At 66.6% G+C, this 21,730-nt stretch carries 22 protein-coding genes and 1 pseudogene; 5 read left to right on the top strand and 18 right to left on the bottom strand.

Annotated elements, in window-relative coordinates; all coding sequences use genetic code 11:
• Together BLU09_RS39725 and BLU09_RS37710 are read right to left on the bottom strand one after the other, a co-directional pair.
• Window positions 1–512: hypothetical protein (locus tag BLU09_RS39725; RefSeq protein ID WP_244172426.1), on the bottom strand; the 512-nt coding region annotated here is incomplete at its 3' end.
• 1,194 nt (window positions 513–1,706) lie between these two features.
• Complete coding sequence (locus BLU09_RS37710) at window positions 1,707–2,216, bottom strand: hypothetical protein (protein ID WP_090495980.1); 510 nt, start codon at window positions 2,214–2,216, stop codon at window positions 1,707–1,709.
• 571 nt (window positions 2,217–2,787) lie between these two features.
• Between BLU09_RS37710 and BLU09_RS37705 the strand changes: the two genes are divergently transcribed.
• Window positions 2,788–3,225, top strand: coding sequence for a phosphate-starvation-inducible PsiE family protein (locus tag BLU09_RS37705; RefSeq protein WP_090495979.1), 438 nt, complete (start codon window positions 2,788–2,790; stop codon window positions 3,223–3,225).
• A 59-nt stretch (window positions 3,226–3,284) separates the two neighbouring features.
• Here BLU09_RS37705 and BLU09_RS37700 read toward each other — a convergent pair whose 3' ends face one another.
• From BLU09_RS37700 to BLU09_RS39980, 3 genes and pseudogenes are all read right to left on the bottom strand, one after another.
• Window positions 3,285–5,366, bottom strand: coding sequence for an AsmA family protein (locus BLU09_RS37700; RefSeq protein ID WP_244172425.1), 2,082 nt, complete (start codon window positions 5,364–5,366; stop codon window positions 3,285–3,287).
• A 78-nt stretch (window positions 5,367–5,444) separates the two neighbouring features.
• On the bottom strand, window positions 5,445–5,636 hold the full coding sequence (locus BLU09_RS39985; protein WP_261771523.1) for a YihY/virulence factor BrkB family protein: 192 nt from the start codon (window positions 5,634–5,636) through the stop codon (window positions 5,445–5,447).
• Window positions 5,637–5,707: 71 nt separating this feature from the next.
• Window positions 5,708–5,863 (bottom strand): annotated as a pseudogene (locus tag BLU09_RS39980) (YihY/virulence factor BrkB family protein); the annotation flags it as partial.
• 215 nt (window positions 5,864–6,078) lie between these two features.
• On the opposite strand from BLU09_RS39980, the gene BLU09_RS37690 reads away from it, so the two are divergent.
• Window positions 6,079–7,281 carry an exodeoxyribonuclease VII large subunit gene (locus tag BLU09_RS37690; protein WP_208610787.1) on the top strand — a complete coding sequence of 401 codons (1,203 nt, stop codon included), beginning with the start codon at window positions 6,079–6,081 and terminating at the stop codon, window positions 7,279–7,281.
• A 166-nt stretch (window positions 7,282–7,447) separates the two neighbouring features.
• Here BLU09_RS37690 and BLU09_RS37685 read toward each other — a convergent pair whose 3' ends face one another.
• Window positions 7,448–7,897 (bottom strand): hypothetical protein, encoded by a 450-nt coding sequence (locus BLU09_RS37685; RefSeq protein ID WP_208610786.1) that lies wholly within the window; start codon window positions 7,895–7,897, stop codon window positions 7,448–7,450.
• A 53-nt stretch (window positions 7,898–7,950) separates the two neighbouring features.
• The gene (locus tag BLU09_RS39010) at window positions 7,951–8,190 is read right to left on the bottom strand and encodes a hypothetical protein (RefSeq protein WP_167371237.1); all 240 of its coding nucleotides are present in this window, start codon (window positions 8,188–8,190) and stop codon (window positions 7,951–7,953) included.
• A gap of 480 nt (window positions 8,191–8,670) precedes the next feature.
• On the opposite strand from BLU09_RS39010, the gene BLU09_RS37675 reads away from it, so the two are divergent.
• Entirely contained in the window at window positions 8,671–9,246 is a 576-nt protein-coding gene (locus BLU09_RS37675) for an RDD family protein (RefSeq protein ID WP_090495985.1), read from the top strand.
• A 90-nt stretch (window positions 9,247–9,336) separates the two neighbouring features.
• Window positions 9,337–11,208 (top strand): HEAT repeat domain-containing protein, encoded by a 1,872-nt coding sequence (locus tag BLU09_RS37670; RefSeq protein WP_090495974.1) that lies wholly within the window; start codon window positions 9,337–9,339, stop codon window positions 11,206–11,208.
• Between the two features lie 64 nt (window positions 11,209–11,272).
• Here the strand turns inward: BLU09_RS37670 and BLU09_RS37665 are convergent, their stop codons facing one another.
• The 7 genes from BLU09_RS37665 to BLU09_RS37635 form a co-directional block, all read right to left on the bottom strand.
• Window positions 11,273–11,836 carry a cell wall protein gene (locus BLU09_RS37665; protein WP_244172421.1) on the bottom strand — a complete coding sequence of 188 codons (564 nt, stop codon included), beginning with the start codon at window positions 11,834–11,836 and terminating at the stop codon, window positions 11,273–11,275.
• A 289-nt stretch (window positions 11,837–12,125) separates the two neighbouring features.
• The gene (locus BLU09_RS37660) at window positions 12,126–12,992 is read right to left on the bottom strand and encodes a hypothetical protein (protein ID WP_090495973.1); all 867 of its coding nucleotides are present in this window, start codon (window positions 12,990–12,992) and stop codon (window positions 12,126–12,128) included.
• Between the two features lie 192 nt (window positions 12,993–13,184).
• Window positions 13,185–13,907, bottom strand: coding sequence for an SMI1/KNR4 family protein (locus BLU09_RS39720; RefSeq protein ID WP_244172420.1), 723 nt, complete (start codon window positions 13,905–13,907; stop codon window positions 13,185–13,187).
• A 3-nt stretch (window positions 13,908–13,910) separates the two neighbouring features.
• Window positions 13,911–15,251: a DUF4150 domain-containing protein gene (locus BLU09_RS37650; protein ID WP_090495972.1), complete on the bottom strand. Its 1,341-nt coding sequence runs from the start codon at window positions 15,249–15,251 to the stop codon at window positions 13,911–13,913.
• Window positions 15,248–16,297, bottom strand: a complete 1,050-nt coding sequence (locus tag BLU09_RS37645) for a 3-oxoacyl-ACP synthase (protein WP_090495971.1) — start codon at window positions 16,295–16,297, stop codon at window positions 15,248–15,250. The genes BLU09_RS37650 and BLU09_RS37645 overlap by 4 nt, the downstream gene beginning before the upstream one ends.
• Window positions 16,294–17,316, bottom strand: a complete 1,023-nt coding sequence (locus BLU09_RS37640; RefSeq protein ID WP_090495970.1) for a DUF2169 family type VI secretion system accessory protein — start codon at window positions 17,314–17,316, stop codon at window positions 16,294–16,296. Before BLU09_RS37640 ends, BLU09_RS37645 begins: the two co-directional genes overlap by 4 nt.
• A gap of 6 nt (window positions 17,317–17,322) precedes the next feature.
• The gene (locus BLU09_RS37635; RefSeq protein WP_090495969.1) at window positions 17,323–18,609 is read right to left on the bottom strand and encodes a TIGR02270 family protein; all 1,287 of its coding nucleotides are present in this window, start codon (window positions 18,607–18,609) and stop codon (window positions 17,323–17,325) included.
• Window positions 18,610–19,336: 727 nt separating this feature from the next.
• Between BLU09_RS37635 and BLU09_RS39005 the strand changes: the two genes are divergently transcribed.
• Window positions 19,337–19,519 (top strand): hypothetical protein, encoded by a 183-nt coding sequence (locus BLU09_RS39005; RefSeq protein ID WP_141254452.1) that lies wholly within the window; start codon window positions 19,337–19,339, stop codon window positions 19,517–19,519.
• A gap of 44 nt (window positions 19,520–19,563) precedes the next feature.
• Here BLU09_RS39005 and BLU09_RS37625 read toward each other — a convergent pair whose 3' ends face one another.
• The 4 genes from BLU09_RS37625 to BLU09_RS37610 are packed head-to-tail and all read right to left on the bottom strand — an operon-like array spanning window position 19,564 to window position 21,668.
• Complete coding sequence (locus tag BLU09_RS37625) at window positions 19,564–19,794, bottom strand: hypothetical protein (protein ID WP_090495982.1); 231 nt, start codon at window positions 19,792–19,794, stop codon at window positions 19,564–19,566.
• A 5-nt stretch (window positions 19,795–19,799) separates the two neighbouring features.
• Window positions 19,800–20,192 carry a gamma-glutamylcyclotransferase family protein gene (locus BLU09_RS37620; protein ID WP_090495967.1) on the bottom strand — a complete coding sequence of 131 codons (393 nt, stop codon included), beginning with the start codon at window positions 20,190–20,192 and terminating at the stop codon, window positions 19,800–19,802.
• Complete coding sequence (locus tag BLU09_RS37615; RefSeq protein ID WP_244172419.1) at window positions 20,189–20,674, bottom strand: gamma-glutamylcyclotransferase family protein; 486 nt, start codon at window positions 20,672–20,674, stop codon at window positions 20,189–20,191. The genes BLU09_RS37620 and BLU09_RS37615 overlap by 4 nt, the downstream gene beginning before the upstream one ends.
• A 40-nt stretch (window positions 20,675–20,714) precedes the next feature.
• Window positions 20,715–21,668, bottom strand: a complete 954-nt coding sequence (locus BLU09_RS37610; RefSeq protein WP_090495966.1) for an amidoligase family protein — start codon at window positions 21,666–21,668, stop codon at window positions 20,715–20,717.
• Window positions 21,669–21,730 lie beyond the last annotated feature (62 nt).

The following is a 21,730-nucleotide window of genomic DNA, read 5'->3' as shown; positions in this document are numbered from 1 at the left end:
GAGACAGCGCGGGTTCCGCCGGCGAGAGGCGTGATCGTCAGTGCCGGTGAGTTACCGGCGGGATTGCGGACGGTCAGGAGCGAGTTCGCCGACGTTGTCGTGAGCAACACGTGGTTCATGATCTGAGACGTCCCGGTCGCCCGCCCGGCCACGGTGCTGATCTGCTCAACGACTCCCGAACCGCTGTCGAGCCCGAGGATGAGCTGTCCGGCCTCGGTAACGCTGACCTGCCAGGAGATTTCGTAGACGCCAATCGCGGGCAGGATGAACTCGTTGGCGCTGGCTCGAATGATCCCGTTCGTGGCACCATCACGAGGGAAGTCCACTGCGGACGCCGCCGCAACGGTCGCCGCGTTGTCGGGCGGCATCAGGGCATAGAAGTATCCGAAGGCCAGGGCGTCACTGGCAGGTCCCGGTGCCCCGTTACAGACGTAGTCGACCCCCGTCGAAGAGGTGTACCGAATGCCGCCATAGGTGCAGTTCGCCCCGGGCGGCTCGGATGCACCGACCACGGACTGTCCTGCAGGCCCCGCCGCTCCGGTGGCACCAGGAGGGCCCGCTGGGCCGGTGGCACCAGCTTCACCTGCAGGTCCCGCCGCTCCGGTGGCACCAGGAGGGCCCGCTGGACCGGTGGCACCCGCCGGGCCAGCAGGCCCGGCCGGACCCGCTGGTCCCTGCGGTCCAACGGCGCCAGCAGGTCCCGTATCGCCGTCACAGACGTAATTGATTCCGGATGCGGAGGTGTACTGAATACCGCCATTGGGACAATTGGCCCCGGGCGGTTCGGGCACACCGACCACGGATTGTCCCGCCGGCCCCGCCGGACCCGCGGCTCCCGTAGCACCGGGAGGACCTGCCGGCCCCGCGGGACCCACTGCCCCTGCAGGACCCACCGGCCCCGCGGGACCCACTGCCCCTGCAGGACCCACCGGCCCCGCGGGACCCACTGCCCCTGCAGGACCCACCGGCCCCGCGGGACCCACTGCCCCTGCAGGACCCACCGGCCCCGCGGGACCCACTGCCCCTGCAGGACCCGCCGGCCCCGTCGGTCCAGCAACGCCCGGCACCCCTTGAGGTCCAGCGACGCCTGGCACCCCCTGCGGCCCTTCGTCGCCCACGGGCCCCTGTGGCCCTTCCTCGCCCGCAGGCCCCTGCGGGCCCGGGGGGCCCTGATCACCGATGCAGGTCTGGGGCGGGCAGAGCGGCAGGCAGACAACGCGTGCCCGGCATTGGATTTCGCCATCGTCCCACGACGCGGCGAACACGTTGTCGATGAGCTCATCGTTCGCGCCGTCAGCCAGCGCGAGCTGCTGGCACTGCTCGAACGAGTTCACGGTGATCGTGTAGCTCTCGGTATGCGACTCGCCGACCGCCAGCGTGTAAGTCGGCGTCCGCGAAGGCACCCAGCCGAACTGGTCGGTCAGCAGTCGATCTTCGACTGCTTCGACTGTCGACGCGCCCGTTGGGTGCACGTTGCGTACCTTCATCGTCCAGTCGAGCGTCGCCGGGTACGATTGGATCTCGTAGATCAGCTCGCCATTCACTCGCTTCTCGCACGCCAGTTCGTGCGCAAGCGCGACATTGCCTGTGAGCAATCCCACAGATGCTACAAACCATCCTAAACGCATGACTCCCCCCACCATCAGCCTTCTTTGATTTCCTTCAAGTCGTGTTCTCTACGTGTGGACATGTCACCCGCGGTCGCGTCAGTAGCGGACGATGAACTCCGGGAGCATGAAGACCTGTTCGCCACGGTCGACCAGTGAGCGGGAGAGATCGAACTCAAGCACGACCTTGCTGCGCGTTCGGATTTGAGCGGCGTCCGCGATCAATGAGACCGGCGGTCCGCTCAGGTCGAGCAACTGCGACTTGCCGTTGCGCTCTACGATGCCTTCCGACTGGAACTTCAGTTTGATCGCGACTTTTCGCGCGTCGACTGGAAGGTCGAACGTTGTCACTGCCCACGCATTCTGATCATCGCCGAGATCGATCTCGTTGCCACCAAGCCGAACCGGGAGCGCGTTGCCGTCGACCGACAGCTCCAGCGTGGCGACTTGAACGCGGACGGGCCCTGAGCCACGGACGCCAAGCAGTCGCACCGCGACGGTCTGCGCCGTGGCGTCCTCCGGCGGGTCCTTCAAGGGTGTTTCGTCCTTCTGTCCCATACCGCAGGCGGCAAGTGTCAACGCCAGCGCAAGACCAATGCACTTCTTCATGGGGGCACTCTCCTGTCGACCGAGCAGGCGGTCGCACGAACGGGGAGAGCACCCCTTGTGCCAGCGGATGAAATGATTCGCGCGAGTGGCGAAAATCCAGCCAGCGACTGCTGACTGCTGCTGCAGGGCAGTGGACACCCGGAGGGATGCGAAATCCTGTGCCGGACTAGGCATGAAACTACATGTCGCCGGAAATAAATTTCATGAATGGAGAAGCGCCACGCCGCTTGCGCTGGCTTTGTGTACGGCAATAGGGCACGAAGCAAGTGCGCTTCAGGTGAACGTTCAAGCAGGGCCTGGGTCTATCGGCTCAGTACGTGCGAGAGGCCTCCTGGGTACGTCCCGAATCGTGTGTCGTCGGCTCGGCACGTCAGCCGAGGCGACATCTTCCCTGACACAGGGGGGCTCGCGCGCGCCTCGCTCACCGGCCTTGACGCGCTGCCGAAGATGGCCGTGACGCACCCATGACGCAGCGCCCGAATTTGGGTAAGCACAGGAGGTACACTCCACTGCCGGTGGACTTCATCCGCCATCCCACCGATGCGCGGAGTCTGCCAACCACGGGGGAAACATGGGCGCGCGAAGCACTATCGAGCGATGGCTGGAGCGCATCGAAGCTAGCCTCAGCGTAGGCGTGACCATTGGCACGGCCGTCGTTGCCGTGCTCGGGCTCGCAGCGTTCTTCATGGCAATTGTGCGCAGGGGGCTCTTGGCGGGAACCTTCGACGCTACCGCCATCGCGCACCTGCTCGATGTCGGGTTGGTGGTGTTCATCGCGCTCGAGCTCTTCAAGATTGGAATCGCACATCTGCGTAACCGCAGCATCGTGCCAACGGTGATGGAGGCTGCGCTGATCGCGGTCGTCAGAAAGATTGTGGTGATGGAACTCGAAGCGGAGACTTTTCCGAGGGTTCTGCCCCTCTCGCTGCTCCTGCTGTCCGTCGGCGCCACCTGGTTCCTGGTCCATCGGTCCCACGTCAGCGTTGGCCCTGCTTCGAACCGCGAATAGACGGTGAAGCCGCGTCCCGATGATGATGGCGCCCGCTGCCGGGAGGCAAAGCGCCTTCGCTACTTCCTCGGTCGCTTGAAGAGGTCTCCAAGGCCCTTGCGTGCTCGGTTCACCGGGTTATCGCTCCCTTTCTGCCGCAGCCCCCCTGGCAGCAGGCCCTTGGCGACGTCCAGCGTGCTGCCAGGCTTCACCTCAGGCGCTCTGAGCGTGCCCGTGATCGTGAGTGGGATCGTCACCGGCGCCTTCATTGGAATCGCACCGCGGGTGATGGCCGAGACGAACTGCTCGGAAGCGTTGATCGTGCCCTTGAGCTCCAGGCGCTGATCGAGGCCCACCCGGCCATCCAGGGTCCCGTTGCCAATGTCCGACTGGAACGCCATGGGCTTCGTGAACGCGACCCATCCGCCCTGGACCCGGAACTGCGCGCTCAGATCGTTCAGTCGGGTGCCCTGCGCCGCTTTCTGGACCGTGCCAGTCGCGTCCTTGAGCCCCAGTGCCTCCAAGCCCCGCGTCAGTACCGGAGCCACCTCCGCACCGACATCTGCGGTCGTGAGGGCACCGTCGCGAAGCTGCACGCTCCCGCCGCCGGTGACGCTGTCCCGCGCTTGGGCCCAATCCACTCCGGTACCGGTGAGTTGAAGCTCGCCGCTGGCCTTGCCTCTCAGTGACGGGTGTCCCGAAAGCGACTGGAAGGCCTTCGCGGTGTCCATTCCGGCGAGGACCACCTTGAGTGTCCACTCCGGCTGCTTCTTGGTGAGGTCCACCCGGGTCCCCGTGAGGTCAGCGTGCCCGCCATAGAGCGTTGCGCCACCACGCTGCACGAGGAGCACGCCGTCATCCAGCCTCGCCTGCGCGTCCACGTCCGTGGCCACGAGCGCACCGTGGTGGAGCTTCGCCAGCTTGAGTGTTCCTCCCACATCGACCTTCCCCAACTGCGCGCGCACCGAGGCAGGCAGCGCGGTGTCCGATTCTTCATCCTTCGGCTGCGGTGGCAGCACTTCGAGCAGGTGCTTCACGTCGAGTTCCTGCCCTTGCAGCGCGAAGCGCACGCGCGTGGGCGCCATCCAGGCCGAGGCCGTTCCGCCGAGCTGGATGCCGGGGCCCTTGAGCGCAATCTGCGTGAAGTCCACCTTCGCCGCCTTCGCATTGGCCGGGTCGATGCGCGAGGTGAATGCGAACGAGCCGCTCGCCGGCTCACCGCGAAGCTTCAACTCTCTCGCTGAGCCGTGGCCCGCGAGCGCGTACTCGCCTTGGTCGGTCTTCACGTCCGCGCCGATGTCCATCCGGCCGCCAGTGAAATAACCAGCCGCCCTCGGAGGCAGGAAGTTCCGGAATGCGTTCACGGAGAGGTCCTTGCCGCGCAGGTGCAGCGTCACCTCGGGCACCGGCTGGCCGGGCTGGAGCTTCCCGGCGGGGAGCGGATCGACCTTGAAGTCCATCGCCACGTTCTGCTCCGATGCGGCGAGCGCTGCCTTCATGGCGCCCTCGAACGACAGACCCGGTCCGAGGCCCTTCAATTCCGCGTCGATTTCCCGAAGCACGACCGCGGCGGTGCCTCCGGCCGCCTGCAGGTCGGTCACATTCACGACGCCATCTCGAATCCGAAGGTCCTCGACGAACGCCCCTCGCTCGGACCTCGGGCGGGTGCTCCCGAGCGATTCGTGGTTCCACGTCCCGTCTTCGCGCCGCACCAGGTTCAGCTTCGTGGCATCGAGCTTCAGCGCGCTCACGCGCACATCCTTGCCGAGACTCCGAATCAGCGGCCAGAGCTGAACGGTCGCAGTCGCACGTGGGGCCTCCAGGAACGGTGGCTCGTTGCCGTCACCCTCGACCCGCAGGTTCGTGATCGCGGCGCCGGGCCTCGGAAGCCAGTGGGCATCGAGCTTTTCGACGCTCACAGGACGGCCGAGGGCGCTGGTGGCGATGGCCTCGAGCTGCCCGCGCAGACGCTCGGCGATCCACGACGGCTTCAGGGCCAGCGCGCCGGCAGCCAGCACCAGCACGGCGGCCCCAACACCGAGCGCGACCTTCAAGCCACGGGGGACGGAGTGCGCGGTTCTCTTCATGCCCTTGTAAGATGAGCGGCCCCTGGCCCCGCGGAGCCCCCAGGCAACCGGGCCCCTTTTGGGCCGCGCCCGCAAGAGACGGCTGTCTCGCCGGCCGTGCGCATTGCCCCTTTGTCGACCGCCGCCGCGCCGTCTGCTCGGACCGGAGCGGGCTCAGCGTTTGTCTTCAGAGGAACGGCGACCGAGGACGGCGTTGTTCTCGGCGCCTAGCAGCAGCGCGAGCGAGGAGATCCACATCCACAACATCAGGACGATGATGCCTCCCAGGGCTCCATAGGTGATGCCGAACGTGCTGAAGTGGGAGACATAAGTAAGAAGGAGAAGCCCAGCGAAGCAGCAAGCCAGACGAGCACCCCCGCCACGGAGCTGGGCGTGATGAACTTGAACCTCTGCTGGGTATCCGGGAGCACGGAGTAGAGGACGGCCCAGAGGCTCATCAGCAGCGCCGCGAGGGGAAACCTCAGCCAGCCAGCCAGCGTTGCCCAGGGCTCACCGAGCCGGGTGGCGAGAGCCGGGGCGGCCACCGCGATGAAACCGGCGAGCGGCGCCAGGACGGCTCCCGCCAGCGTCATTCCCAACGCCATGGCGAGTTCCCTGACGCGCTGGGTCAGCGGCTAGGCTGAATCGCCCCAATGGGGGTTCTGTGGGGGCATGTCAGACGCATCTGCTAGGTAGCCACCCCAGCAGGTAGTTCAATGCACTCCTCTCGGGGGCTGGCATGGCGGGTTTCCGTCGTTCGACTGGTAGAGGACGAGGCAGCAAGAAGAAGAGCCCATTCCAGGCGGTGGTGAGCGACGCGCACGGACCGAGTCACTTCGAAGCCGAGGTCATCTCCGTTGAGCGAGGCAAGCATGGTGCCTACTTCCTGTGGCTCCTGCGGACGAGCGACAGTGTCAACATCAATGCGCTTCTCTCCTCGCACCTCGCCATTCCGACGGAGGGGGACATGGTCGTGGTGAGGGGGGACTTCGAGGAGAATCAAGAAGCGAAAACCATCCCGAAGCCGGTTCGCCTGCGCATCACATCCATCACGCACCTTGGTAGAAAGTCCGCCCGCTACAAGGAGTGGCAAGAGGCCCTCGAAACGGCGTTGGTTGGGCACAAACCGGTGAAGGAAACGCGCACCATTCGGTGCCCCGTCATTGTCACTGGTCGAAACACGGCCGTAGAGCACGACATTCGGAAAACCCTGGAGAAGGCGGAGGCACTCGAACCAGGATTCCCCCAGTTCGAGTACGTGGACTTGGGCTCCGCGGAGAGCATCGCGGAGGGCGTGCGCCAAGCAGCCCGAGTGCCCAATGTTCGCGCCATCGTCCTTGCTCGCGGTGGGACTTCGGAGAAATGGCAGCTCCTCCCATTCAGCCACCCTGCAGTGGTGCGGGTCGTTGCGGAGGTGGCGAAATCCATCCCTGTTGTTGTCGCGATTGGGCATGCGGAAGATCACCCTCTATGCGAGCGGGTGGCTTCATTCTTCGTCCCCGCTCCGTCAGCGGTGGGAGAGCTGTTCCACGAGTTGAACCAGGCACGAAAGGAGCGGCTTCGCCGTGATGCTGTGGAAATGGCGCCCGCGCGGCTTCGCCACGAGGAGGCTGTGCGAGAGGCGAATGCGCCCGCCCAGGCGCCTTCCGCTCCAGGGCCAGTGGTGGCAAACGCGCCTCAGAGTACGTCATGGGTTCGTCGCCGGTGGCGGGCGGTTCTCGCCGGTGTAGGTGTGGTCGTGCTCGGAGGGGCGGCATTGAGTATGTGGGTGCTCAAGGCTCCCATGATGGCGGCGCCTCCTCTTCAGCCGCAACCTGCCGCTGTGACTCCAATCCCCTCTGTGCCTCCTGTAAAGACGGCACAGCCGACACGTAGGCGACAGAAGCCGAAACGGAAGCCCTCTGAGAAAGCCGCTGCCGTAAGCAACGTCATCGTGGATGCTGGCACCGAGCAACCTCCAGCGGCGCCTGCGGCTCCTCCGGCTCGAACGCCGATAGACGTGTTTGAATGAGGCGAGGCGCTTCCTGGCGAGCCGAGCCTGAAAGAAGGTCAGGGCGTCACGTGTCCAGTTTTGTGTGGCTCTCCGACTGCTCACTTCTCGGATGAGTCGGGCGGTGAGCGTTTGCGGTGGAGGGATGGCCAGCGGATGGCGGTGCACTGACCTGATGAGGAACGGGTTACGTGGAGCCGAGCTTGCGGCGCTCCTCCTCAACCCATGCTTGCGGCGCGGCCATCATAACCAGGATGTCGAGAGTCTTTAGTGGAACGCTCTCGAACTCTGGCTGTTCGCGTAGCGTGTATGCCACGCGACGCATGATGGTCAAGTCTTGCGCGGAGAGCTTGCTAGGCCGTCCACCTCGCGCAAACTCTGCGGCCAGCTTTCGGTGGATGCGGTTCACGCTGTCGCGCAACCCGGGGTCGAGTTCGTCGAGAATCCGGTGAATCTTAGCGTAAGCTTCATCGTCCAATCCGTACGTGTCGTCCAGAGAGTGGTCCATTGTCATGGTCACTTCTGGTGCACGCACATGCGTCCAGTCGAGCTTTGCGCACGGACCCCCTCCCGACTCGGCGGAACGCAGGAGCAAGTCCCGAATTTTATGTAGTTGGCACAGTTCGCCGAGCTTCATGCGGGGGCAGCGCCCTGGACGGCAGCACGCGGGCCTGTGCGGCCCCAGGGGCGTCAAAGCGGGACGACCGCGAAGCGCGAGCCGGGATTGAGCCGCTCAAGCTCCGCGCGGCGGGCCTCGGCGGCTTCGGCTTCTTCGAATGTGTTGAGCTGCCAAGCAGCCTGGGTGGGTGCCATTCGGCTGTTCGAACCGTCCTTGTTCACCGACTTCACGATGAAGCGCTTGGTGGCGATGGCTTGGTTCGCGCGCATGGTGGTGTAGGCCCGGAAGGCAGTGGTGCTCTTAATCTTCATCGTCGTCCTCGCGCTCTGCGTGGGCGCGGTTGCCCGTCGCGAGAGACATACACACTCTTACTTCCGGCTGAAGCAAGTCCTCTTGGCCTGGAGGATGACCGAATTCGAGATGTTTGAAATGCTCGCGAGAGTACGCGGGGTTTCACGGGGGAATGGGCGCGGCAAGCTCCTGCATCGGCAAGTATGTTGGGACCGCGGACTCCTGGAGGGAGCGCGAAAGGGAACACCGCATCCGCTGGAACGCGGGCCTCTGCTTGGAGGAACGGCTCTGGAGCAGTGCGCTCCGGGGGGGCGTTTCTTGAGCTGGACGCGCTACCAGGCAACGGAATCGGGCGCCGAGGTAACCAGTGGGTGGCAAGAGGGCTGCTCGGATGGTCTAGTAGACTAAACCTGTTGGGTTGCATTTGTTGACGCAGGCGGGAACTTCTCGCCGAAGAAACTTGCTGCCTTGGGGCGGGCGTAGCTGTGCTGCGGCCCTCCATGTCCAACTTCCGCGAGGCCCTTGAGTCGATTTCGGAGTCCCCATGCTCCGAGCATCCTGGCTTCTCCGCCGCCCTGGCCTGTACTCGCTGCGGCACCTTCATCTGCGCCTTCTGTGCCTCGTCCAGTGCGGGCCTGTGCTTCCGGTGCCTTCATGCGGCTCCTGAGCTGGCGCCGCGCAGGGCCCGGCTCGCGGCAAGTCTTGTCGATGGCGCCGCGCTCGTGCTCCCGTCCCTGCTCCTGGGCGTCCTCCGGTGCCTGGCGCTACCGGGCGAGGATGCGATGCAGGCCCCAGCGATCTACATCCCGGCGGTCTTCGTGTTGCTCGTGCAGGCGAACCTGATTCGAGGAACCGGGGCGAGCCTCGGTAAGAGGCTCTTGGGGATCTGCGTCGTCCGAAGCGACGGCCGTCCGGCGGAGGTGTGGCGCATTGCGCTGCTGCGGAACGCCCTCCCGATGGCGCTCTGCGGCTACTGCGTCTGGTTCGGCCTTGTGGATGCGCTCTTCATCGTTGGCGAGGAGCGGCGGTGTCTCCACGACTGGGTGGCCGGCACGCGCGTCATGAAGGCACCTTGAGCGCAGCCTTGTTCGTTGCGCTGCTCGTGATTGGCGGAAGCGTTTGGTTCGGAGTCCCTTCACAGCGAAGGGAGATTGAGAGGCGATGACATGGAGGGAGGGGGGAAGTCCGGGCGCCACCGCTGGGTGGCCGGACTCGTGTGCATGGTGGTGGCGCTGTCGCTGGGGTGTTCCCGGCGGTGGAAGCGGGAAGACACCAGGACGTGGGAGAGCTGCTGCGAGGGGGCTGACGCGTGCCTTGCGCTACTGCAGGAACTCCACGGTCCCGACACGGGGGAGAAGTGGCTTCCGCCGGAGCAGGCATGTGCTGCATGGAAGTTGGGGCAAGTGGGGGAGGACGTCGTCCCCCATCTGATTCTGCTTCTTCGTCACGCGGACCGTCGCGTCCGCGGCGGTGCGGCACAGGCGCTGGCGAACATGGAAGAGAAGGCCAAGGGCGCCCTGCCTGCGCTCCTCAGGGCGTATGAGCGAGAGCCTGGTGGGATGGCCCTGCACGCGCTCTCCTCTCTCGATGACGAGCGAGCAGCTCCAGCCATTGTGCGCCACCTCCTGGAGTCGCCCACGTCGACGCTGGAGCACCTCGGCCCGACATTGGCCCCGGTGCTGTTGGACGTGCTGGAGAATCCGGAGTCGAGCTGGGAGGAGCTGGTGCTGGTCCGCTACGTGCTCGCCCGGCGCGCCTCCGCGTACACGGAGACTTCCGTCCCGCGCTTGCGGACGCTCCTCGCGCGGGAGCTGGCGGAGCCCACTCTCCGGCGCCCGCCAGGAACGTCCTGCCCCTCAGCCCCAGTGCCAAGCTGCGAAGCCATCTTCGACGGGTGCACCCCGCGAGCGGCCTACGTGGCGTCGGTATTGGCGGCCTACGCGCGCCGGGGGGCGGAGGCCGCCCCTGAGGCGCTCCAGGCGCTACAGCGGGCGGACGTGCGCCTCACGCCCGTGGCGTTGCAGGCGCTGGTGGCCTTTGAGAGCCCTGCTGCGGTGCCCGAGGTCCTCCACCAACTCGCCGTGCCTGAATGCCATGCCCGGGCCCTCACGAGCCTCGCGTCCCTGGGGGACGTGGCGCGGCCAGCCGCGACGGTGCCGCTGCTGTGGCTGCTGGCCACGGGAAAGGAGGGCTGGGTGCGCGCGCGGGCCGCGGAGGCCCTTGGACGCGTGGGAGACGCAGCCGCCCTCGAGGCGCTGCGCCAAGCGGTGGACGCGCCGCACAGCGAAGTCCAGGCCGCGGCCGTTTATGCGTTGGGCAGCTATGCCTTTAGGGCCCATGCAGAAGAGCTGGTGCCGCTGCTCCAGCGGGTGGTGACGACGCACGCCTCTCCGGTGGCGCGGAGCCACGCGAGGTTGGCCCTGCAAGGCCTCGCCGAACAGGAGGTGCGGCATGCGGAGTCCATCGACTGCGCCCGCATTATTCCTGGACGCAGCGGGGGTTGGACGCTGCGCGAGGGACACACCTCTGTCCAGTTGCACTGGGGGAAGCCGAAGGCGCCCCCACGAGGGAGTCCGTGTGCAGCTGTGCGTGGTGGGGATTCAGCGTCCGTCCTCGAAGCCATGGGAGAGGCCTGCCTCGTCGGATGGGACGACGGGGAGTTTGGGGGCGCGCTGGAAGTGCATGAGGCCGGGCGTGTGACGGTGCTGGAGGAGCCCCAGGCCAACCCCCTGCGAGTCGTGCGGATGCACGGCGCCCTCGTGGTGGTGGAGGGACTCGCACACATGTATGGCGGAGCCGGACGTCTGGTGCGTGTCGACTCGTCTGAGGGGCGGTGGCGTGCGACGCCTTGGGTGACTCTCCCAGGCGCACCGATGGCATACGCACTGGATGGTGGGGGAGACTTGGTGGTGGGGACGACGAACCAGCGGCTCGACGCAGTCGTGTGTGGCCGAGCTGGCACAACCGCACCCGCCCACGTGGTGCGCGTCACGGAGGGCGGGCGCCTGGTCCCCGTCGAGCCGGATGGACGGCACTGACGCCACCGCGCGTGAACGGGTGCCCCCCTTGGGGTAGGAGGGGGCCTGGCGCGGGCGGGGCGATTCAGGCGCGGCGCGTCCGCGAGCGGAACTCGTTGGCCCAACGCTGGGCGGTGGCCGTGGCGCGCTCGCGCTCCGATGCGAGGGGCGGCTGCCCGGCAGGCGTTGGCGTCCCTTGGCCGGAGGTGCCGTCCGCGCCTGCTGCCCCCTTCTTGCGCACCCACATGCGAGGGGTGGCGCTGACGGGCGGCTTCGGAGCAGGAGGCGCGGCGTCGGCCTTGGGCCTGCGCCCGCGCGGGAGAATGACTTCAGGGATGCTGTGGGGCGCGGCGTCCTCCACCCACGCGGCGTGCAGGCGGCCCGTGGCCATCATGAGGCGCCGCTTCTGGTAGTGGGCGGCGCAGTAGCCCTGGCTACGGAGGGGCCGCTTGCAGCCGATGACGGCGCAGGCGCTGGCCGTGGGGGCGGGAGCTGCGGCTGCGGGCGGGGCGGCCTCCACTGGGGCTGGGACGGGCCTGGTTGCCACCGTGGGCCCCGTGTTGCGGCCTGTGCGCGCCGGCTGGGCCTGTTTCGGCTCTCGGGCAAGCCGGTTCGCCAGGCGGTTCAGGGCCGCAGTGAGCGAGGCCACGGGGCCCGTGGCCTCCCTCCGAATCGCGGTGCGGAGCGCGGACTCAATGGACGGCACCGGAGAGGCCTGACCGGGAACGCTCTGCCTTGTTTTCGGAAATACCTGCGAAGCGCGATGGCGATGAAGTCTCTTCATATGTGAAACATTGTCCTTCACGTGCTGTCGGCTGCGCGGTGAGCAGTCCCAGTACCTTGGTGAATCAATCGCCAAGGACGATTACCATTTCTCAGGCCGGAGTCGTAGTCGATGCGCAGGGAGCGAGGATTCACACGAACGACGTGACGGCTCCTCACCGGCTGATGGAAAGGACTCCTTTCACTGTGCCACGCGTCACGTCGCGTGTTTCTGGAGCGCACCGCGCGAGAATGCGCTTCCACCCATTCCTTGCCGCCGCGGCCTCGCGGACGAGCTCCACTACCTCGGCCACCGACACTCGCTCATCGGACGGCGCCGCGCGGGCCGCATACTCCTCGGCGAGCGCCAGGCGCTCCTGAGGGCTGCGGCCGGCCTCGACGAAGCTGCTGTACGCCTCGCATGCGTAGGCGAAGGTTTCGCGCTTCCGGAAGTCGACGTCGAGAAGCCACTCGCGTCGGCGTGTCTCGGGCAGGCCCGCCGTGCGGCGCTTGCAGTTGTGAAAGACGTGGGCCGCCTCATGGACGAGGAAGTCGGCGAAGGGGGATTCCTCGTCGAAGTACGAGAGGGAGACGTAGCACGTCGTGTGCTCGCTGAGGCCCAGGAGGCGGGGCGCGTCCTCGCCCAGCAGCTCGGCACCGACGCTGAGGAGGTACAGGTTGGCCAAGTCCCAGGCGGTATTCAGCCAGGAGGACTTCAGCAGCACCTGGGAGATGTTGGCCGGAGTGAGGAATACGACGGAGCGCTCCAGGACGGCGAGGACGGCGTCCTGCTCCGCGCTGGGGAAGAGGCCTCGCACCATGGGCTCCACCTTGCGGCGGGTGAGGGCGACGACGTCGAGGCCTTGGAGCTTCTCCGGGACGCCGATGCCCGCGGTGCGTCGCTGCACCTCCATGGCGAGGGACTGACGGAGTTCGTCGTGCGCCCGCCTCTCCCTTTCGAGGATGTCGCCCGGCCAAGCCCCGCTGTGGGCGTCGTAGTCGCCGGTGCGGAGGAAGCGCTCAATCTCGCTGCGGGTGTCCATGGAGGGTACCACTCTGCCTCGTCGCAAAGCGTTCGGTACATGCCCAATTTCTGCGCCGCATGAGTAGGGGCGGGACGCGACGCTGTAGGCCAGATTGTCAGAGCCCATCGTCTCCGTTCAGTTCCAGAGTGGGACGGAGCTCGCCATCGCGGTGCCGAGCGCTCTCGCCTTGTCCGTCACACACGATGAGCGCTATGGCTCCCAAATGGACTTCTTGAGGTCCGTATTATCCTCAAGGACAGCCTGGAAATGCTTGAGCTTGTCGGGACTGCGCATGCCTACGTGAAACTCGAAGCGCGAGCTATTGAGCGCGCGATAGAGTCCAGCGGCGGCGTCGTCCCGTTCGAAAAGCATGCTGTTCCGAGGATAGGGCAGGCGGACGAAGCCCATCTTCTCAAGGTAACGGGCGAGTTCCTCGGCTGTTGTCGTCTCTCCCTGCTGGTACAGAAGTCGGTGGGGAAAACATGGTAGGCAGACGCGCTCCATTGCCCAGATGTAGAGCATTTCTCGAAAGCTGAAGTACCTCCGGTCCAGCTTTGTCTTCCATGCATCCGGAAACAATGGGATCCGAACCACCTGAAAATCCCCGTCTTCGGACGGAGCTTCTAGATCAAGCCAGTAGTGAGAGGGACTCAGAGGATCGGGGTCCCCAAAAACAAAGAAGAATCGCCGCGGAGGATTGTCCTCCGTTGCGAGTTGATACTTGTCAGCAACGTCGAACGGATCATAGGCATCGACATGACCAAGGAGTGCTCCTCCGTTCTTCCCCATCTCGCGGGCGAAATCCTGATAGACCTCAGGGAGCGGTTGGCCGAAGGCTTCTTCCAAATTGTCGAGAGCCCAGTCTGATGCTCCTTGAACTTGGCTGCTATATTCTGGGACGTAGTGTTCGAGTAGTGTAATCAATTCCCTCATGGCTCAGGCACACTCCTTGTGGTTTTCGCACAGCATCTCAGGGATGAGCTTTTGGCAAGTTTCGCAGGATGGAACCGTCTCCCCATGGCCAAATTCCACCGATTCGCGCCGCGAATGATTGTTGGTGGCGCGCTGGTGCGCTACACCCACGGTGGTCCTTTGCATCGGCGTGAAGAATCGTTCCGACATGGTGCGAACCTTGTGTCCTCCTGCGCCGCCAGCCTGGAGGAGTTGTGGTGCGGCGCATTCCCATTTTTGGCGCCCTTCGTTCGCAAGCCCTTCCTGCTGGCGCTGGTTCATCTGAAATCCCTCAACCAGTTCGAATGGTGTCGCGGCCACTGCTTCACGAAATCCGGTCGTGGGCTCACCTGAGCAGGCGGCCAGCATTCTCGGCTTCTGCGGACACTTGCAGATACAGACACCAATCATATAGCCCGAAGTGTATGTGTCGGTCTTCGCATCCTTCCTCAGTGTCGGCATCATTCCATTGAGCCTGGCATTGATTTCATTCATCTCCTGGGTCAGCTTGTCGACGGTGGCCTTGATGTCGGCCTGAAGCGGCGCCATCCCCCTTTTGACTTCGTCCCTGGTTTCTTTGAGCTTGTTCTTTACTGAGGTAAGTGCAGTGTGAAGGTCGCGCTTGTTTGCCGCCTCTTCATTCAGCTTTGCTTGGAGTTGGCGCACCTCCGTCTCCATCTGAGGGATGCCAGCGGAGAGGGCCCTCTCCTGGCCCTCTTTTTCCAGCTTAGCGTTTGCCTGCTTTCGCTCCTCTCGAAGCCGGAGGTACTTTTCTATAAGCGGTCGCTGCTCATGAAGCCTCTTCATGAGTTCCATGAAAACCGCCTCGCTCAACGCAACGGCTTCATCCGTCTCATGGACGCGATGGCTTTCGACGGCCTTTCCACAGGCCGTGCACTGAGTGTCGTCCCCGTAGGCAATGGCAGTCCGTCCGTTGGAGATGAAGGTGGTATTGTAGGTATTCCCGTTGTGGAGGGTGACGTCGAGAAAGCGCACGACGCCCTTGCCCTCAATCTTCACGTCCACGCTGCCGCTGCCCCAGGCCATCTTCCCCTTGAATTTCGAGGAGATGAGGCCGCCCGCCGTCCCTGGCTCGTCGCCCGAGCTGACGCTCAGCTCGGAGTCCGTCAGCGCTACCGGCTGGCCGTTGATGGTGACGCTTTTGCTCCCCTTGGTGAGCATGGAGTCCTGGGCGGAGTTGACGAAGGGCGTAGGCACTGGCCCGCCTGGCGTCGGCACCTTGCAGACGTCGGGGGCCGCCGAGGTGTGCGTGTTGCCACTCCCCTTGTGCAGGATGGAGCGACCGTTGGCGAAGACCTTGCTCATGCTTCCTCCTTGGCGCTTCGAATCATCTCCACGACGCAGGCGCCAATGCGTCCACTGTCGGCACTGCCATAGACGAGTGTCCTGCGAGCGCCGGCCTGGCGCCAGCGTGCCCGGTGTAGGGCCACCCCCAGCATGATGGGGCCCGCACCGGCCCCCGCGTCTCCCAGTCCTTCGCCCGCGACGAGGACGCGCAAGGGCTCGGGCATGAGGGCTGTGTTGCGCAGGTAGGCGCGGGTGAATTCGGTACCCCAGAAGGAGTCTCCTGGCTGGCAGGCGAATACCGCGTCCACGCGCCGCGCGCCCGTCATGGCATCGCGCTGCAAGGCATGGAGGACAGCTGTCAACCCGTCCGCATCGCTTGGTGCACGTTGAGTGAAGGGCTTCGGCTCCACAGCGAGCGCCGTGCCCAGCAGGACGCCCGAGGCTTCCAGCTTCAGGGACTTGGGGGCGCCAGGCCGCGCCAGCGCGACGAAGCCCGCGGCCTCTCCTGGAATCGTCCCGTCTGGATTTCGACGCCCCAGGTGCAGCCGCGCTCCCACCAGCGCCTCCAAGGACGCAGTGTCGGCCAGCGAATCTACCGCGCCCACCAGGGCCACCGCTCCCGCGCGGCCGGAGTGCAAATCCTTCTGGGCGGAGGCCAGGGCCTCGAAGAAGGCGGCTCGCCCGGACTCGTGCACTTGCGCGACTTCCAGCCGTCCCGCTGTCTCGTCTCGCAGCGCCGCCACCAGCGCCTCCTGCTCCACCTGGGCGCCCGGCCTTGCCTCCGGCAGTCCGAGGTACAGCGGCACCCGCCCTGGAGGGAGGGCGTCTAAGAGCGGCCGTACTCCGGCAATGGCTTGCCGGGCCAGGGCCACCATTCGCTCCGTGCGGGAGAGGGAGACGTCGAGGAGACTCAGCCGCGAGGCCCGCACGGGCTCGCCCACGTCGTCCAGCACCTCCGTCTCCGCGAAGCGCACGAGGCCAGCACGCAAGGATGCCAGCGTCATATGCGTCGAGGTGCCCACCGGCGTGCACAGGCCCAGGCCCACCACCTGCGCTGCACTCATGGCGCGTCCTCCCAGGGCTCCATGAGCCGCACGGTGCTCACCTCATGCATGGCCAACTGCCGGTGCGCTGGAAACGTCGCTCGCCAGGTGAGGACGAGTCGGCCCTCGTCCGGTTCCAGCAGCACCGTGTCCAGCACCATTCGCCGCTTCTCCCGCCGGCCAGCGAAGGTGCAGCGGGCCAGGAGTCGGTGAGTGGGGAGGTGGAAGGCCAATGGCCCGTCGGGCGAGACGCCTTCCAGCACCACCGGCTCTCCGCCCTGCAGGTGAGTCGAAGCGCGCAAGCCGTCTGGTGCGGCATGGAAGAAGCGCTCGTCGAAATCCCGGGGCCAGAGGGGAGCGCGCTTTGCCACCCAGGCCGCGTCGTATGTCCCCGCCCAGCCCAGGCGCGGTTGCCAGTGCCGCGCCACCGGGCCGAAGCCGCGCGGTGGGGGCCTGTCCGCCCAGGCGCGCACGAGGGCCTCGGGCGCCTCAATGGAGGGGAGGGGCTTCTCCAGCGCCTCCTTCGCGTTGGCGCAGTAGCCCCGGCCCACGGGGTTGCGCGCCTCGTGGCCGGAAGCCGTGGTGCCGCCGAAGGCGTACTCGTAGCGCAGCGGCAGGGACTCGAAGGGCAGTGCGTCCGAGGCACTCAGCCCCATGAGGCCGCGGTACCACACGCGAGTGCCGAAGATGGTGGCCCGCGTCTCCAGCGTGCCCACCCGCACCGCCACCTGCGTCCGCGTCACCTTGCGGCCGCGGGACGCCCAGGCCTGGCCGTGCAGCAGCACGTCCGTACCCGGCCGTGTGTACGCCGACTGCGACTCGTAGCGCAGGCTCGACTTCTCCGGCTCGCCCCAATACGTGTCCGTGGTGGCGGGCTGCAGTTGCTCCTCGCATACCGGCAGCGGTGTGTTGGTGGTGCGTCCGGCCGGAGGCAGGACGAAGCTGCCGGCGACGACGAGGACGAGGCACTCCTCGCCCTCCCTCGTCAGCGAGAGGAAGTCGGTGGCCGCGAAGGGCGTGAAGTTCTCCAGGGCGGGCATGGGCTGTCAGCGGAGGGTGGAGGCCAGGGGCGCGGCGCGCAGGTGGGCGGCGCCTTGGGCCCTGGCGAGGGCCGCGCGTTGGCGGTGGGTGAAGGCGCGGGTAGGAATGCGGTGCTGCCCGCGGGTGCGGATGGCCAACTCCTGCGCCAGGACGTGGCGGCGTCGCATGGGGCTGGACGCCAGCGCCTCCACCAGCACCTGGCCGCTGAAGGGCTGCCCCAGGAGGTAGCGCGTGCCCTTCGCGAAGCGCGCCTGGTTTTGCGTCCACCAGTCCTTCACGGCCGCCACCCGCGGCCAGGGCAGGTCGTCCTCTGGGCGGGGCGTCAAGTCGGCGTCGAGGCTCTCCTGCTCTTCCGGCGGTACCGGCGCGCCTTCAGGCGTCTCTCCTGGCGGTAGGGCGAAGGCGCCCTCCAGGCGCAGGCCCGTCATGGCCGAGAAGGCCTCTCCCGCCAGCCGTGCCACCTCGGGCACCGCAAGGTACCTCACGCAGGACTCCATGGCCGCTACCCGCCCGCTGAAGCCCAGGGCCCAGAGGGTGTGGGCACGCAGCTCGGCGGACTCCAGCAAGTCCACGAGGAGGGAGGTTTCCGTCTCGTCACCACCCAGTGCCACCAACACCATGGCTTCCTGGGTATGAGTGCCGGGCGCCTGCACTGCCTTACGACATGCTTCCCAGGCCAGCTGCACTCCAGAGGCAAGGCCCGCCTCCATGGCCGCCGCACGAATGCCGGGGTGGGCCGAATCGAGCAGCGCGGGCAAGTGCCTGCGCACCGTCTCCTCTGGCAGCGAAGGCGCCCCGCGCAGGGCGGCGACTCGCGCCCGCGGCTCGTCATGGGTGAAGAAGCGCGCCAGCACCTCCACGGGCGCTTCCTGGCGGAAGGCCAGCGTCTCCAGCACTCCCGCCTGAAGTACCGTGTCCTCCAACTTCAGCAATTCGAGGAGGCGAGGGGCCAGCCCTGGTGCTTCACTCACCTCCAACGCCCGGAGAATGGCGGCACGGGTGGGCGCTTCCGCACCTCGCAGCCGTACCAGCACCTCGTCCACCTGGCCCAGCCCCAGCAGCGCGTAGGTTGCGGCCGAGACGCGCAGCGCTTCCTCCGAGTCGAAGGCCGGGCGCAGCACGGTGTCGAGTGCGGACTCGTCCTCCAGCCCCTCCAGGTGCGCGAGCAGTCTCTCCTCGAGCGTTGCCACCTCGCCGAGAGTGAAGTCCGGCGCCTCCAGGGCCCTCTCCCACTGCTGCCACCGGAACTCGGCCTCGTCGAGATACTCCTCCAGCACGTCTACCAAAAGCATGTTCCCTGCTTCCCCCTCTATTCCAGGAAGTATAGCCGCAAGGACTGACATGGAGGGAATTCCTTCCTTTTGCACATAGGGTTGGTGCGTGAAAGCCATTGCTTCAAATGCGGTGGCAATGGCGAGCACTGAGGAAGAGTGCGCGGCCGGGGCAACGAGTGCCGAACCCCGCACGGCAAGTCACCGTCAGTCTGTGGGCAGAACTCGATAGCTACTTGGCTTGATTGGAACCACGCCCTTCAGTGGCATCGCCCTTCGGGGCAGTTCAATTCATGGGCCAATGTCGCCAGGGACTCCATCCCGTGGGCGGTGGTGGCTGGCGTCTTCCTGCCCGGACTGGAGAGTGCAAGCCGACGGACGTGGGCACTGGGCCGGCGCTCAGCACGTCCCGAGTGAAGAGGCGTCCGTGAAGGTGCGGCATGCCACCTGCTCTCCACCCTCTCCATGAGCATGAAGAAGCGGCGGGCACTCGCGGAGCGCCTGGGGCGGGTAGAGGTGGAGTTGCAGCGGGCGTATGCGTGCTTGGACGGAAGTCTCAAGGCGCGGACGCGGTTGGCCGCAGCGAAGGACGCGTATCGACGGGCGGAGGAGGCTGCGCTGACGGCGCTGGGCGCGCGCGAGGCCTTGGTGCTTGTGGAGGCGCGCGGGGCCCACGAGGGCCTTCTTCCCGCAGTGGAGGACGCCCCGACTGGACACGGCGTCACGTCCCTCGGTAGGCAGGCGCCCCATGACGGACGAGGAACTCAACGGGCTCGAAGGGCACTACCTGCGGTTGCTGAGCGACGACCCCGCGGAACAGGGGACGCCGCTGCAGCGCGCGGCTGAGGATGTGCTTCGCCTGCTGGGGGAGGTGTACCTGCTGCGGGAAGCCCTGCGCGAGGCGATTCGCCAGGGGCTGAACGGGAAGTAGCGCACGCGCGAAGTCCTCATGTGGGGCGCTGGGGGAGGGCACCGTCACCCCCTCGTCGCCAGGCCCTCGCGCAGCATCTCCTCCACGAGCGACGCGGCCTTCTCCTCGTCGGATTCGCCCTGGACGCGCAGCGCGACGGACTCGAAACGCTGGGCATTGCCTACCACCCAGTCGATGTACTCACCCAAGGACAAGCGCTCCACTCCGAAGGCGATGTCCTGCATTCCCTTCACGATTTGGACGGCAGTGCCCTGGAGGACACGCCCGTCACGCATGACGATTACCATGATTTCCTCTCTTGAATGTGTCGACGCCAGCAACCGGATTCGATGGTGGGGCAGCCTGCCAGCCGCGCCTTGGGAAACAGGTATGCCTCGACGCGCGCGCCCCCGTCGAGAGTAATGGGGCTGCGTTGGTAGAAGCGGGGGTGGCCCTCGAGCCTGTCGAGCGCCGCCAGCATAGGGGCGTCCACCTCGTACACTTCCCCCGCGACGGTGTGCTGGCCTTTCGAGGCCAGGGCGGGGAATGGCCCGTAGTCGTAGAGGGTGAAGCAGGGCCGCGTCCGCGCCGGACCGACAAGGCGGGCGCCACGCAGGAGGTGGTGGTTGGGCTCTCCGGACAGCAGCGTCCCGTAGACGAAGACGCGCGTTGCTGCGGGGGAAGCGCGCTTCACGCCGCACCTCCCAGGGCGCTCGCGAGCGCGGCGCGGTTGAAGCCCAGGCGTCCGTAGGCGTGCCAGAGGACGCGGAAGTAGCGGACAGCGGGCGGCCAGGCCTCGAGGCTCGACTCGGGCTGCAGGTACACCAGCGCGCGGCGGCGCTTCCCGGCCCTGTCCGTCACCAACCGGATGGCGCGCCGGTACGCGAGGGGGTGCCCCTCGAAGGCGTCGAGGGCGCGCAAGTCCTCGGGGGTGAGGCGGTACAGCAGCCCCTCGACGTGGGTGCCGCGCACGCGCTGGAGGCTGGCGACGGCGCCGCCCCAGCGGCGGCTATACCCGCCAAACACCAAGGTGTGGCCGGGAAGGGTGGCGCGGGCTTCGACGGTGGCGTTGGGGCAGCGCGTGCGCATTTGGGCCCTGTCGAGGTTGGAGCCGTAGGCGAAGTAGAGCATGGGTTTCTCCGTGTTGAGGGCGGGCGCGCGGCCCGCCGTAGTCATTGCCGGCCAGCGCCCTCAAGGGCCCGGCGTGAAAACCGCTTCAGGCGGCGAGGGCCTCGTGCACGCCGCCCTGGGCGCTGTCGCTGCCGCCCTGCGCGCCTTCGCTGCCGGGCGTGCCTTCCCCTCCCGAGCCGCGCCTGTCGCGGCGCTGGCCCTTCCAGGCGGCGCTGCCTTCCAGGCGCTTCAGGAGGTGAAGGCGGGCCGTCTTGAATTCCTCGCCGATGAGCCCCAGGTGAAGGAGGAACACCCGGAAGTCGTACTTGGCGGTGGCGGGGTTGAAGTCGCGGCGCTTGCTGGAGGCGGCCTTCGAAGCCAGGGCCCGGGCGGCGAGGGCCAACACCAGCTGGACGTAGGCCTTCACCTCGCCTGCGTGCACCGTTCCGTTGAAGTACCGGAATTCAATCGTGCCCCGGAAGAAGAGGCTGTTGAGGTTGAGGCCGTGGTAGCGGCTGGAGTCGTAGCGGTTGGGCATGCTGTTGCGGCGCCCGTACCAAGCCTCATTCACATCCTGGAGGGTGCGGGGGCGCCGGGCCTCCAGCCGCTGGAGGAAGGCTGCGTCGATGGGCCGGCAGTACCGGGCGAGCCGAGCCGCGCTCACCCCGAGGGCCGTCTCCAGGAGGCGCTCCTGCTTGTGCACCATCTTGACGAGGTTGGTGACGCCCTTCGCGTCGAAGCGGCTGCCGTCGACGTGGATGTGGATGCCGGTGGAGGCGTCGGCGCGTGCGCCGGCCTCGCGCGCGGCGCGCACCACCTGCTGTAAGGCGTCCATGTCCTGGTAGGTGAGGATGGGGGAGACGATTTCGCCGCTGTAAGAGCTCCCGCTCAGCGAGGCGTCCGCCACCACCTTCCAGCTGCGGCCCTGGGTGTCCGTCACCTGCCAACCCCGGTAGTCGCCGGAGGCGTGTCCACCCACCGCGCTCTGAATCGCGTAGGCCAGCTGCTGGCGGGTGGCGCCAACCGTCTCAATCTCAATTCCAAACCGGAGCGTCTTCATGGGGTTTGCCTCTCGCATTCGCGCGGGGCTGTGGCGCCCGTCGCGAAACACATACACGCTCT

Origin of the sequence: Myxococcus virescens, from assembly GCF_900101905.1 — a bacterium.
GTDB lineage: Bacteria > Myxococcota > Myxococcia > Myxococcales > Myxococcaceae > Myxococcus > Myxococcus virescens.
The sequence above is the reverse complement of the archived record's forward strand: the minus strand, read 5'-3'. Positions and strand labels throughout refer to the sequence as shown.